At 60.9% G+C, this 12,493-nt stretch carries 10 protein-coding genes; 8 read left to right on the top strand and 2 right to left on the bottom strand.

The window, feature by feature from the left end:
• Positions 1–5 precede the first annotated feature (5 nt).
• Positions 6–782 carry a phosphoribosylaminoimidazolesuccinocarboxamide synthase gene (gene purC / locus NW822_RS05245; protein WP_414403753.1) on the top strand — a complete coding sequence of 259 codons (777 nt, stop codon included), beginning with the start codon at positions 6–8 and terminating at the stop codon, positions 780–782.
• Between the two features lie 7 nt (positions 783–789).
• Positions 790–2,214 (top strand): DUF2157 domain-containing protein, encoded by a 1,425-nt coding sequence (locus NW822_RS05240; protein WP_414403752.1) that lies wholly within the window; start codon positions 790–792, stop codon positions 2,212–2,214.
• Positions 2,215–3,177: 963 nt separating this feature from the next.
• Here the strand turns inward: NW822_RS05240 and hemC are convergent.
• A complete protein-coding gene (hemC, locus tag NW822_RS05235) occupies positions 3,178–4,143 on the bottom strand; it encodes a hydroxymethylbilane synthase (protein ID WP_414403856.1) in 966 nt (321 codons plus the stop codon).
• A 262-nt stretch (positions 4,144–4,405) separates the two neighbouring features.
• Between hemC and NW822_RS05230 the strand changes: the two genes are divergently transcribed.
• The 6 genes from NW822_RS05230 to NW822_RS05205 all read left to right on the top strand — a co-directional run bounded on the left by NW822_RS05230 (position 4,406) and on the right by NW822_RS05205 (position 10,223).
• Positions 4,406–4,867, top strand: coding sequence for a YlqD family protein (locus NW822_RS05230; protein WP_414362750.1), 462 nt, complete (start codon positions 4,406–4,408; stop codon positions 4,865–4,867).
• Between the two features lie 115 nt (positions 4,868–4,982).
• On the top strand, positions 4,983–6,455 hold the full coding sequence (locus tag NW822_RS05225) for a glycosyltransferase (protein WP_414403751.1): 1,473 nt from the start codon (positions 4,983–4,985) through the stop codon (positions 6,453–6,455).
• Positions 6,456–6,519: 64 nt separating this feature from the next.
• Positions 6,520–7,512: a ketol-acid reductoisomerase gene (gene ilvC / locus NW822_RS05220; protein ID WP_414362749.1), complete on the top strand. Its 993-nt coding sequence runs from the start codon at positions 6,520–6,522 to the stop codon at positions 7,510–7,512.
• A 25-nt stretch (positions 7,513–7,537) separates the two neighbouring features.
• Complete coding sequence (serS, locus tag NW822_RS05215; RefSeq protein WP_414403750.1) at positions 7,538–8,839, top strand: serine--tRNA ligase; 1,302 nt, start codon at positions 7,538–7,540, stop codon at positions 8,837–8,839.
• Between the two features lie 80 nt (positions 8,840–8,919).
• Positions 8,920–9,354, top strand: a complete 435-nt coding sequence (locus tag NW822_RS05210; RefSeq protein WP_414362747.1) for a BlaI/MecI/CopY family transcriptional regulator — start codon at positions 8,920–8,922, stop codon at positions 9,352–9,354.
• Positions 9,351–10,223 (top strand): M56 family metallopeptidase, encoded by an 873-nt coding sequence (locus NW822_RS05205; RefSeq protein WP_414403749.1) that lies wholly within the window; start codon positions 9,351–9,353, stop codon positions 10,221–10,223. Before NW822_RS05210 ends, NW822_RS05205 begins: the two co-directional genes overlap by 4 nt.
• Here NW822_RS05205 and NW822_RS05200 read toward each other — a convergent pair.
• Entirely contained in the window at positions 10,204–12,375 is a 2,172-nt protein-coding gene (locus NW822_RS05200) for a tetratricopeptide repeat protein (RefSeq protein WP_414403748.1), read from the bottom strand. The genes NW822_RS05205 and NW822_RS05200 overlap by 20 nt on opposite strands.
• Positions 12,376–12,493 lie beyond the last annotated feature (118 nt).

Raw genomic sequence — 12,493 nt, 5'->3', positions numbered from 1 at the left:
TGCCTATGTCCTCCTCGCCCACGCCCCCAGAGCTCCTCTACGAGGGTAAAGCCAAGCGGGTCTACCGCACCGCCGATCCCCAGGTTTACCTTTGCCACTACAAAGACGACGCCACCGCTTTTAATGCCCAAAAGCGGGGATCCATCGCCGGCAAGGGGGAGGTCAACTGCACCGTCTCCAGCCGGGTGTTTGCCTACCTGGCGCAGCAGGGCATCCGCAACCACTTTTTGGCCCAGACCGGCCCTCGAGAGATGCAGGTGCGCGCCCTGCGGATCCTGCCCTTGGAAGTGGTGGTGCGCAACCGCACGGCCGGCAGCCTCTGCCGGCGCCTAGGCCTGGAGCAGGGCCTGCCCATCGAGCCGCCACTGGTGGAGTTTTACTACAAAAACGACGCCTTGGGGGATCCCTTGGTAACCCCCGACCACATCCGCCTGTTGCACCTGGCCACGCCAGAGCAAGTGGAGAAGCTGGGATCCCTGGCCTTGGCGGTCAACACTCACCTTCGCCACTTCTGGCGGCGCTGCCGGCTGGAGCTGGTGGACTTTAAGCTGGAGTTTGGCCTGGACGAGGAAGGGGAGATCTGGCTGGCGGACGAGATCAGCCCCGACACCTGCCGCCTGTGGGATCTAGAAGGGACTGAGCCGCGGGTGCTGGATAAAGACCTCTTTCGCTTTGATCTCGGCGATCCAGCAGCCGGCTACCAAGAGGTGCTGCAGCGAGTGCTCCAGGCTACTGATCCCAATCTCCCCTCTCCTGCAGCGCGGGAGAGGGGCAGGGGGTGAGGGTGCCATGACTTCCCCCCGCTCCTCTGGCCCCGACGACCGCTTCCGCCGCCAACTGGCCGACCTGTTGGACACCTGGGTGCAGCAGGGGCTGATTCAGCCGGCGCAGCGGGATCGCCTGCGGGAGTACTACCAACTCGATAGCTTGCCGCGAACAGCTGCTAGCCGCTTTACCCTGGTGCTGCTGCTGTTGGGCGCCGTGCTGGTGGGCTTGGGGGTGATCTCCTTCGTGGCTGCCAACTGGGAGGCCATTCCCCGCTCGGTCAGAGCCCTGGGATCCCTGGCCCTCACGGTGGGACTGCAGGTGGCCGGCTTGCGACTTTGGCAGCAGGGATCCCCGCGCTTGGGCAGCGCCCTGTTGATTGCCGGGGAGCTGGCCCTGGGAGCCGCCATTATTCTGATGGCCCAGTGGTTTCAAATGGGGGGATCCCCCGCGGGCTTGTTCTTGGGCTGGGGGCTGGGCAGCTTGGCCGTGGCCTACAGCTTGTTCCACACCCCCAGTGGCGTCTTGGCCTGTCTCTTATTCGCCCTGGCCGGGATGACTGACCTGTGGCAGAGGGGGATCCGCTCGGCTCTGGATCCCCTCTACCCCTGGCTGGCCCTGGCCCTACTGCTGCCCCTTGCCTATGGGTGCCGCTCCCGCTGGATCTTTGCCCTGGCTTTGGTGGACTTCGGCCTGGCGCTACAAAGGTCGGCAGGGGGCTGGGACAGCTCTGGAGAAGGCTTGACCCTCTGGCTGCTGCTGGGTCTTGCCGTTGTCTGGGGCCTGGGCTTTTGGCACCAACGCCATGGTTACCGGCTAAGCCGGATTTTGACTGGAGAAAATGGCCAGGATGGCGATCAGGAGCAAGTCTTGGATCTGATCCCGACGGCGGAGGGCTTGGCTTTGCTGGGGCTGGGTTTCTTGCTCTACGTCTGGAGCTTCCGTGACCCCTGGGACTGGGATCCCGACCCCTCACCTCTGTTCCAAGCTGTGGATCCCTGGGCAAGCTTGTCGGCGGCAGGGTTGCTGCTGCTGGCCGGCTGGGGCTGGTGGCAGGGGTGGCAGGCCAAGAGATCCCAGCCTGTCTCCGCCTGGCTTAAGGATGCCGTCGTTTTCCTCTCCCTGATTACCCTGGCCCTTTTGCTGGTGATCAGCAATGCTGTTTCTGGGGACTTGACCTCAAGAGTGGCCCTGGCCTTTGTTGCCCCCTGGATCCTAACCCTGCTGCTGGTGGGGTTGTCGGCGATCCTCTGCTGGGAAGGGTTGCAGCAGGGGCTGCGGGGGCGCTTCTGGCAGGGGCTATTGGGGCTAACCCTGGTGGTGCTGACCCGCTTTTTCGAGTATGAGACTGGCCTCTTGGCCAAGTCGGCGGTGTTGGTGGCCTGCGGGATCGGCGTGATCTGGGTGGGGCTGAAGGTTGAAAGACGTATCTTTAGGAATAATGACTAGAAATCCTCCCTTTGGTCTTCAGGAACTTAAGAGTCAATAGAAGTTTACAGAAAATCCCCCTATCTAGGGAACTTGCTTTTCCCTGAAAAGTCTTTGTTATTAGAAAGTTTCCTGGAGAACGTCAATGAAAAAAACAGGCCTGGGCCTAGGTATACTGGCTCTAGTCTCTTTTTCTAGTTTTTGGAGTTATAGCTCTGCTTCAATTGCTGCGGGCAGAGATCGGTTTTGGGAGCATTTCCCCGTTGCGCAAGCTCCAAGGCCGGCTGTAAGGCCTAGGCCTTTAGAACCAACGCCCTCCCCCGTTCCCCCAATTGGGGAGCTCGATGAGCTGTTCCGCCAGATCCCTATTCTCCCCTCCCCAAGACCGTTGCCCACGCTCCCCTGTTCTCAGCCCATGCGGTTGCAGTCAGTAAGGCTGCAGGCTCCACCACCCAGCCCCGCTGTCCCTTTGCAGTCAGAGATACCGGCCACCATTTGGAGCAGTCTCCAGGGTCCTTACGGAACTACCAACTGGGCAGAACCAAGCCCCAATAAAGTCTTTGCCCATACTTTTCAATGGGATCCTCCTTGTAAAATAGGCTGCCGGCTAGGAGGTACTCTGACATTTGCCTACCGCAACAATCTGCCGGCTAGCAGCAACAGTTCTCCAGATGCGGGCAACGACAAGTACTACGTGTATAACGGCGGCACTCTAACTCAGTCGGGGTTCTTGTACGCTTCACCCGTTAGTTCGACGGGCCAGACTTTTACCAAAACCCTAACGCTCTCTCCCGCTGAAGTTGCCAACAACAAGGTTACGTTGGTGGTTCAAGACGACACGGCTGTCTTGGAAGCTAAGGTAGAGCTCAACTACTGTTGCTGTGAATGCGAGTTCCCTATCTAACGCAGGTCCTTGAAGCAGGAACGGCAGGGGAGAGGAGTTAAAACTCTCCCTGCCGGCTTTCCAGAGCTAGCTCAAAGGATTTAGCGGCGAGCCTGGGCAAAAATGGCCTGCAGGATTTCGTCGGCCCCCTGTTGCTTCAGCTTTTCCGCCAGGGAGATTCCCACCGCTTCCGGGTCGGCAGTGGATCCCGTTTGGGTATCGCGGATCAGCCGTCGTCCCTCTAGGTCGGCCACCATGCCGGTTAGGTGCAGCTCTTCCCCCTGCACTTGGCTGTGGACCCCGATGGGCACCTGACAGCCCCCCTCCAAAGCCCGCAAGAAAGCTCGCTCGGCCAAACAGCGGGCTGTGGCCTCCCCATCGGCCAAGGGTCGAATGAGCTCCAAAATCCGCTCGTCCCCCTGCCGGCACTCGATGCCGAGGGATCCCTGGCCAACGGCGTACAAGAACACACTGGGATCTAGCACCTCGTGGATCCGCTGTGCTTGGCCCAGGCGCTTCAGGCCGGCGACTGCCAAGATCAGGCCGTCGTACTCCCCCCGATCCAGCTTGGCCAGGCGGGTGTTGAGGTTGCCCCGCACGTCCTTAAACTGCAGGTGGGGAAAGGCGTGGCGCAGTTGAGCCAGCCGCCGCAGAGAGGAAGTGCCAATCACCGTCCCTGGTGGGAGGGTGGCCAGGTGGTAGCCGCGCAGCTCCTGCCGCAGCACCAGCGCGTCCAGAGGATCCTCCCTCTGCGTAATCGCCCCCAAGACCAAGCCTTCCGGCAAACGGGTGGGCAAGTCCTTGAGGCTGTGTACCGCCAGATCGCTAGTGCCGTTGAGCAGGCTGACCTCCAGCTCCTTGGTAAACAGGCCCTTATCCCCGATTTTGGCCAGCGCCACATCCAGGATGATGTCTCCCTGGGTGGAAAGGGTGTGCAGCTCTAGGGGCAACCCTGGATGGTGGGCCTGCAACTGCCCCATCACCCAGCGGGTCTGGGCTAGAGCCAGCTCGCTTTTGCGGGAGGCGATCCGCACCGGCTGGACAGCTTGCCAGGGAGTTGAGGCCAGTTCGCTCATGGCTGCTGCAAAATCCGAGAACACCGTCTTTCACGCTAGCTGAATCTGCGCCGCCGCAGGGCAGCGACCTTCAAGATCCTTAACCAGAGCCGCCCTTTCCCCCCAGCTCAGACTTTACTACCGGGATCCGAGCCGGTAGGATAAGTAGGTGGGTCTCCGGCTCGGCGGGAAAGAATTTTCCTTAAACCCAGAGCTTTTGAGGGGAGAGTTCTGAAACCTTGCTTTGCTTGGTCGTCTGCCTGGTATAGGTCTTATGGAAGAAAACAACGTTGGCAACGGCACTCAGTTACTGCTCAAGCGCACCATCCCTGTCAAGGTGGTGGTCACCCCCCTTTGGAAGAAAGAAATGCGGGAGCAACTGGAGCGGCAGATTGAAGCTACTGATGCTCAGATCCAGCAACTGGAGTTTCAGGGTAAGCGGGCCATTGCCGAAATTGAAAAACAAAGCCCTAACCCCAATAGCCCCCAGGTGCTGCAGCAGGTGGAAGCGGTGAAAAGCCGCGTGAACGAGCAGAAGATTAGGCTCTTGGATCAAAAAAACCAGTTGCTCCAGCAGATTAACCAACTGAGCAACTTGGAACTGAACCAAGAGGTCCTGCAAGGCAGCATAGAGAGCTTCTTCCGCGTGCAGAAGGGAGACAACCTAATTCAGAAAATGCAGGTGGAGATCCTGCTTGAAGATGGGGTGATCAAGGAAATTCGCGGCAACCCGTAAGAGGGATCCCCTGCGGTAGGGGTGGCAGCCCAAAAGCCTAGGTCTTTAGCCCAAGTCGGTGACAACACAGTGGTGGCAATGATGAACGACCTCTGAACAGCCGCCAGCTTCAAGCGTGGGCGGGTCGGTTGATTTGGGCAAAGCTGTTACCGACGAGATGCTTCCCATGTCTGAGTTTGTCTGGTCAGAGGCGGTTCCCCTGGAGGATCTTCACCTTCCCGATTGGCTGCTTACCTCAGCCCAGCGTCGCCGGCTTAAGGCTCTGCTGGTTTTGGCGATGGTTTGGGGGCTAGTTAGCCTGATGCACCAGGTAGCAGTGGCTCGCTGGCTTACAGTTGGCCTAGCTACCTTCATGGTTATCCACGTCAACCGCCTGTTTCGTCTGCAGCCGGCAGACCCGCCACCTCCCTTGCGGCTTTACCCTCTAGAGACAACAGCTGGCGATGAGGTTGACCAGGGATCTCTCCAGCTCCCGTCAGCGGCCTTGCCAAAGCCCCCTTTGCCGCGGGTAGCAGTGCTGATCCCGGCCAAAAACGAAAGTGCTGTGCTGCCGCGGCTACTGCAGAGCCTTAGTCAGTTGGACTACCCCCGCAGCCATCTAGAGCTGTGGGCCATCGATGACGCCAGCAGCGATGCCACCCCAGAGATCCTGCAAGAGGCCCAAAGGTGGCTGCCGCACCTACGCGTTTACCGACGGCCGCCGGGGCGAGGGGGCGGTAAGTCTGGCGCCCTCAACGAGGTTCTCCCCCTAACCCAGGGAGAGATCATCCTTGTCTGCGATGCCGATGCCATTGTGCCCCCGGATCTCCTGGCTCGCACCCTGCCCCTGTTTAGTCAGCCTTCCTCTCCCGGTCGGCGGGCAGTGGGCGCTGTCCAGGTGCGCAAAGCCCTAAGCAACCCCAACGTCAATTTCTGGACGCTGGGCCAGGTGGCGGAGATGGCCTCTGATGCCTACTTGCAGCAGCAGCGGGTGCTCATCGGTGGTATTGGCGAGCTGCGGGGCAACGGCCAATTGGTACGGCGGGATGTTCTGGAAAAGTGCGGCGGCTGGAACGAAAGCACCCTTACCGACGACCTGGATCTCACCTTGAAGCTCCACCTGGCGGGGGTAGACATTGCCTTCCTCATCGAGCCGGCTATTGTCGAAGAAGGGGTTACCTCCTGGAAAAGCCTTTGGCACCAGCGCTGTCGTTGGGCAGAAGGCGGTTACCAGCGTTACCTTGACTACTGGCCAGGGATCCTCAGTGGCCGCCTGGGCATGGCCAAGACCGTGGATCTCTGGGCTTTCTTTATCTGCCAGTATCTGCTGCCCATGGCTTTGGTTCCCGATACTCTCTGGGTACTGTTGACAGGGCATTCCTCGGTGCTGCTCCCCCTGAACGCTCTAGTCATGGGATCCCTAACGCTGGCCTTCTACCGCAGCTTGCGTCAAGTGGAGGGGCTGCGCGGAGGGAAGCTCTGGTGGCGCACTGCCCTGGGTCTGGTGTACATGCTCCACTGGCTGCCGGTTATGATTGTTACCACGGCCCGCATGTGTGTGCAGCCCAAACGGCTGAGGTGGGTGAAGACCGTGCACTACGGCAACTGATCCCAACCCTGTTTTTCCCTGCTATCCTAATTCAAACGCCGCTCACCACCTACCCAGCCTGACTATGGCTCGCCTCTACTACGATAGCGACGCTAACCTCGATCTCCTGAACGGCCAGACGGTGGCCATCATCGGCTACGGCAGCCAGGGCCACGCTCACGCTCTCAACCTGCGCGACAGCGGTGTCAACGTCCTTGTCGGCCTCTACCCCGGCAGCCCCTCTTGGCCCAAGGCCGAGCAGGACGGGTTGGTCGTCAAGACAGTAGCCGAGGCCGCTGCCACCGCTGACTGGGTGATGATCCTGCTGCCCGACGAAGTGCAGAAGGCCGTCTTCCAAAGCGAGATCCGGCCCCACCTTAAGCCGGGGAAGGTGCTCCTATTTGCCCACGGCTTCAACATCCACTTTGGCCAGATCCAGCCCCCGGCAGACATCGATGTCGTCATGGTAGCCCCCAAAGGCCCTGGTCACCTGGTGCGGCGCACTTACCAGGAGGGCCAAGGGGTACCTTGTCTGTTTGCTGTCTACCAGGATGCCTCGGGGATGGCGCGGGAGCGGGCCATGGCTTATGCCAAGGGGATTGGCGGCACGCGAGCTGGCATCCTGGAGACCACCTTTCGGGAGGAGACCGAGACCGACCTCTTTGGCGAGCAGGTGGTGCTCTGCGGTGGCCTAACGGCCCTGATCAAGGCTGGGTTTGAGACGCTCGTGGAAGCGGGCTACCAGCCGGAGCTGGCTTACTTCGAGTGCCTGCACGAAGTCAAGCTCATTGTCGATCTTATCGTTGAGGGGGGGCTGGAAAAAATGCGCCATAGCATCTCCAACACAGCAGAATACGGCGACTATACCCGCGGCCCCCGCATCATCACAGAGCAAGTTCGTGCCGAGATGAAGCGCATCCTTGCTGAGATCCAAAGCGGCCAGTTTGCCCGCGAGTTTGTCCTAGAAAACCAAGCGGGTAGGCCAGTGCTCACTGCCATGCGTCGCTGCGAGGCTGAGCATCCCATCGAAAAAGTGGGTAAGGAGCTGCGGGCCATGTTTAGCTGGCTGAAAAAGTAAGAAGTCCTTACCAGAGGCAGGTCTTGTGCTGGATCTAAAGCTGCTACGGGATCGCCCGGAAGAGGTACGCCAAGCCCTGGACAAGCGCGGGGCCAGTGCTGACTTGGACAGGATCCTGCAGTTGGATCGAGAGCGGCGCCAGTTGGAGACCCGGCGCGGATCTCTGCAGGCGGAAAGCAACAGCCTTGGCAAAAAAGTTGGCGAGCTTCTCCAGCGGGGAGCGGATCCCCACGGAGCGGAAGTGGCGGCTCTGCGGCAGCGGGGGGCAGAGCTCAAAGCAGAAATTGCCCAACTGGAGCAGCAAGAACGGGAGCTGGAGGAGGAGATGCGCGCCCGGCTGCTTACCCTGCCCAACCTGCCGCTGCCCAGCGTACCAGTTGGCCGAGATGAGACCGACAACGTGGAGGTGCGCCGCTGGGGCGACGACCTCAAGCCTGCCCATCCCGTCCTTCCCCACGACGAGATTGCGGAGAAGCTGGGCCTCTTGGAGGTTGGCCGCGCCGTCAAGGTGGCCCAGAGCCGCTTTGTGGCTATGGTAGGGGCAGGGGCAGCTCTGGAGCGGGCCTTGATTGCCATGATGCTGGAGCGCCATCTTGCCGCTGGCTACACCGAGGTCATCCCTCCTTTTTTGGTTAACAGCGCCGCTCTAGAAGGGACAGGGCAGTTGCCCAAGTTTGCCTCAGAGAGCTTTCGCTGTGCGGAGGACGACCTCTGGCTAATCCCGACGGCAGAAGTGCCCCTCACCAACCTGTACCGGGATGAGGTGATCCCAGCCGAGCGCCTCCCCCTCAATTTCTGTGCCTATACGCCCTGCTTTCGCCGCGAAGCCGGCAGCTATGGCCGCGACACCAAGGGCCTAATCCGGCTGCACCAGTTTCAAAAGGTGGAGCTGGTCAAGATTACCCTTCCCCAGCAATCGGAGGCCGAGCACGAAAAACTCGTGCAGGATGCGGAGGCCATTTTACAGATGCTGGAGCTGCCCTACCGGGTGGTGGAGCTGTGCACCGGCGATCTGGGCTTTGCGGCGGCCCGCTGCTTTGATCTGGAGGTGTGGTTTCCCTCCCAAAACCGCTACCGGGAGATCTCCAGTTGCTCCAACTGCTGGGATTTCCAGGCCCGCCGCGCCAACCTGCGCTACAAAGAAGCGGGGCAAAAGGGTACCCACTTCGTCCACACCCTCAATGGCTCTGGCTTGGCGGTGGGACGTACTCTGGCTGCTCTGTTGGAAAATCACCAGCAGCCAGACGGCTCGATCCGCATTCCCCAGGCGCTGCGTCCTTTTCTGAGCTCCCGCTTTCTGGCTGAAGACGGCACTCTTCGACCCTGATTAAGCCCCAACTCAGGAAGGGAAGGCCCTGGAGGCGCTTAAGCTAGCCTGGAGAGGTATTCCTACTTTGGCAAGGGGTCATGTTGCCTAGGCATCGTCCCAAAAAACTGTCGCTGGGCCCTCTGGAAGCAGAGATCCTTGAGATCCTCTGGGATCTGGGCAGCGCTAGCACTCGCCAAATCCACGAGCGCATTCTGGCCGATCCCAACCGCGAGTTGGCCTATGCCTCAGTAACCACCGTCTTGCAGCGCTTGAGCCAAAAAGGCTGGGTAAGCTGTGAACGGCGCACAGATGCCGAGGGGCGGCCTCTGCCAATGCTGTGGCGGCCCTGTCTCTCTCGCCAGGAAGCTGCCAGCCTGAGGGCCTTTGACCACTTGCAGCAGTTTTTGGCCGTCGGGGATCCCGACACAGTGGCAGCCTTTGCCGACAGTCTGGATCAGGCCAGCGTGTCCCAGTTGCAGGCGATTGCCGAGCGGCTGCGGGCTGCGCGGGAAGCCAGGAGGGATCCCCAATGAGCCACTTGGGCATGTTGCTGTTGGGTTTGGGCTTAAGTTGGCTGTGGCGAGCCCAGGTGCGGCTGGATAGAGGGGGTTCCTGGGCCCAGCGCTGGCAGTGGGCCTGGATCCACTTCTTGCTGCCGCCGCTGTTTTTGCTGACCACTGCTTTTGCTCTAGCTTGGATGGGGCCATGGGGACAAATGGCCGGGTCAGGAGGCTGGTTCTGCTATGGCTGTGCGCTGCTGGTGCTGGCCGTGGCTGGGGGCGTAGCCTTGCACTGGGCTTGGGAGTTCTGGCGCTCCTGCCGACGTGCTCACCTCCAGGCTCTGGCCCAAGTTGATCTGTACGGCTCTCCGGCCTACGTCCTGGATTTGGAGATCCCTTTTGCCGCCCAGGTGGGGGTGTGGAAGCCGCAATTGGTGGTTAGCCGCGGCTTGCTGGAGCAGTTGGATGAAGAGCACCTGCAGGCAGTGCTGGCCCACGAAGAGGCCCATCGCCACTACCGCGATACCTTGTGGATGTTTGCAGCTGGTTGGCTGCGGCGCCTCAGCAGCTGGCTGCCGAATACGGAGGTTCTCTGGCAAGAACTGCTGACGCTGCGGGAGCTGCGGGCAGATCGCTGGGCGGCCCAGCGGGTGGATCCCTTGGTGCTGGGAGAGGCGTTGCTCCAGGTAGTGGGCTATGGGGTAAGAGGGCAGCCGTCCAACGCTTGGGTCGGCTTTGCCCTGGAAATGGGCTCCACTGTTGGAGGACGCCTGCAGGAGCGCATTGAGGCTCTGCTGCAGGCAGAGGGGTCTGAAGTCTCTGGGCCCTCGCCATTCCCGGGGAGTTGGGCTTGGCTGGGGTTGGCGCTGTTGCCTTTGCTTACTATTCCCTTTCACACCTAAGGCCAGGCTTGCCGATTGGCTGCTGCGTAGGGGTAGACAGCTCTTCTTGAGGGTTGAGGGTTTCTAGCGATGGCAAGGCTGTAGCTGGCATTGCCGCAGGGGCAGGGTTCGGGGCAAGACCAAGGGGCAAATGGGAACTGGCAAGAGCCAACTCCTGCAGGGCCGCTTGGGCTGGCTGGAACTGGGGATCCAGCTCTAGGCAGCGCTGCAAACTAGCTTGGGCGGCCTCCCGCTGACCAGCCCGCAGTTGGATTAGCCCCAAGGTATGCCAAAAGGCAGGCCGCTGCGGCTGCAACTCTGTGGCCCGTTGGGCGTCGGCTAAGGCCAGCTCCAGCTTCCCCAGCTTCAGGACTTCCCAAGCGCGGTTGTTGAGGGCCACCGCGTCTTCTGGGGTGAGCTCTAGGACGCGCGAGTAGGCTTGCGCCGCTTTCTCTGCCTCCCCAAGGTCGCCATAGACCAGCCCTAGGGCAAACCAGCCCCAGGGATCTTGCTCATTGAGGCTAATCAGCCGCTGACTGGCAGCAAGGGCCTCCTCCAGCCGGCCCAAGCGCCGCAGGCTGGTGATCTGGCCAAACCAGCAGGCTACGCTGCCAGGGCGCTGCTGCACAAGGCGTTGGAACTCCTCCAAGCTGGCCTCGTATTGCCCCAACTCCTGTAGAGCTGCCGCCAAGGCATAGCGAGCCGGAAAGTCCTCTGGCCGGATCTTCAGGGCCTCCTCGAAGTGGATGCAGGCCTCTTTGAGATAGCCCAGTTTCTGGAAAGCCACGCCGCGGGCATACCAGCCTTTGGGGTTGTCAGCGTCATAGCGCAGGGCGCGCTCCAAGGCCTTGCTGGCTAACCGGTACTGCCCAAGGCACAACAGGGCCACACCCAAGTTGTAGAGCGTAACGGGATCCCGGCGGCGCAGCCGCAGCGAGCGCTTGTAACACTCGATAGCGGAGCGCAGCCGCTGGCAGTGGAACAGGGCATTGCCTTGGTAGCGCCAGACCCGTGCGCTTCTGGGGTTGAGCTTTAAGACCCGGGCAAAACTGGCCGCCGCTGCACTAGGCCGCCGCAGCCGTCGCAGGGCAATCCCCCGCCCCAACCAGCTGCGGGCTTGCTTAGGGTTATACCGCAACGCCTTGTTCAAGCTGTTGAGGGCCAGCTTTGGCCGCTTGAGTTGCAGCAGACGAATGCCGCGATTGTGCCAGGCTAAGGCATCTTCGGGGTTGCTCTCCAGCACCTTGTCGTAGTTAACCACCGCCGCTTTGTACTGGCCCAGGCGCCCCAGAATTAGCGCCAAGCGCAGCCGGGTCTCCTCATCGTAGGGGTTAATGCTCAGGGATCCGTGGTAGCTGTCTATTGCCTCACGGTAGCGGCCTAACTGCACCAGCACATCGCCGCGGCGACTCCAGGCCAGGGCAAAGTTGGGATCCATGTTCAAGGCGCGGTCGTAGGCAGCCAGGGCTTCAGTTAGGTTGCCTCGCTTGCGCCATTCTTCTGCGCGCTCAAACTGGATATCGGCGCTGTTCCACTGAAACAGGCGCTGAAGAAATTGCAAAATGGCAATCTTGCGCGCCCCTTCCTCCGGAGTGGCGGAGGGGATTTCGCCGGTAGCAATGCGCAGGATAGCTAGCTGAATGGCTCGCAGAAAAGCTTGGAACCCCCGCACCTCCTCATCTTCAGGAAGTTCCTCGCGGCGGCGGTATTGCAGCCGAAATCGCTGCAGATCACCAGGGGCGGGAAAGCTGGGATCCAAGAAGTGCATCAGCTCGCGGGCCCGGTACTCAAACAGCACCGGATCCTCCTCAGAGCCACTAAAATCCAGCAGGGGCGCTTCTGCTAGGGGCTGAGGCAGCTCGGTGGGCGTGTGGAGCAGCGTCAGCAAACGCTGGTTTTGTCGGGGTGGGGCGTGGGAGAAACCGCTGTAGAGTTCATCTCGGGGCCAGGGATTGGCAACGAATTCCGGCGAGGCCACCACCCCAATCCAGCGGCACTGTTCGATGGCCAGTTGCTGTTCCAGCTTACGGTCATCCCCCGGTTGCAGCCTCCAGCGGTCAAACCAGACCTTGAACCCTTCTCGGTCCAGCCGCTCGGCCAGTTGCTGTACCCAGCGGGCCTGGGCGCGGTGGTAGCGCAGAAAGAGATCAAATTTGTAGTGTTCTGAAGACATGAACGCCCACTTGCTGATTTCTTCCAGCTTATCCTTGCCACCGCCTGGGCGGCTGGGGGGCCATCGGGGAGGGCAGCGGCTCTTCTTGGACAGGGCCAGCAGGGCACCCTCCTCTTGT

Origin of the sequence: Synechococcus sp. H70.2 (genome assembly GCF_047462275.1) — a bacterium.
In the GTDB taxonomy this organism is placed as follows: Bacteria; Cyanobacteriota; Cyanobacteriia; order Thermostichales; family Thermostichaceae; genus Thermostichus.
This window is presented reverse-complemented; position numbering and strand designations above follow the sequence as displayed.

Coding starts and splice junctions, on each gene's coding strand:
- NW822_RS05200 (WP_414403748.1), bottom strand. CDS start 12,375: ATGTCTTCAGAACACTACAAATTTGATCTCTTTCTGCGCTACCACCGC.
- NW822_RS05205 (WP_414403749.1), top strand. CDS start 9,351: ATGAGCCACTTGGGCATGTTGCTGTTGGGTTTGGGCTTAAGTTGGCTG.
- purC (WP_414403753.1), top strand. CDS start 6: ATGTCCTCCTCGCCCACGCCCCCAGAGCTCCTCTACGAGGGTAAAGCC.
- NW822_RS05240 (WP_414403752.1), top strand. CDS start 790: ATGACTTCCCCCCGCTCCTCTGGCCCCGACGACCGCTTCCGCCGCCAA.
- NW822_RS05230 (WP_414362750.1), top strand. CDS start 4,406: ATGGAAGAAAACAACGTTGGCAACGGCACTCAGTTACTGCTCAAGCGC.
- ilvC (WP_414362749.1), top strand. CDS start 6,520: ATGGCTCGCCTCTACTACGATAGCGACGCTAACCTCGATCTCCTGAAC.
- NW822_RS05210 (WP_414362747.1), top strand. CDS start 8,920: ATGTTGCCTAGGCATCGTCCCAAAAAACTGTCGCTGGGCCCTCTGGAA.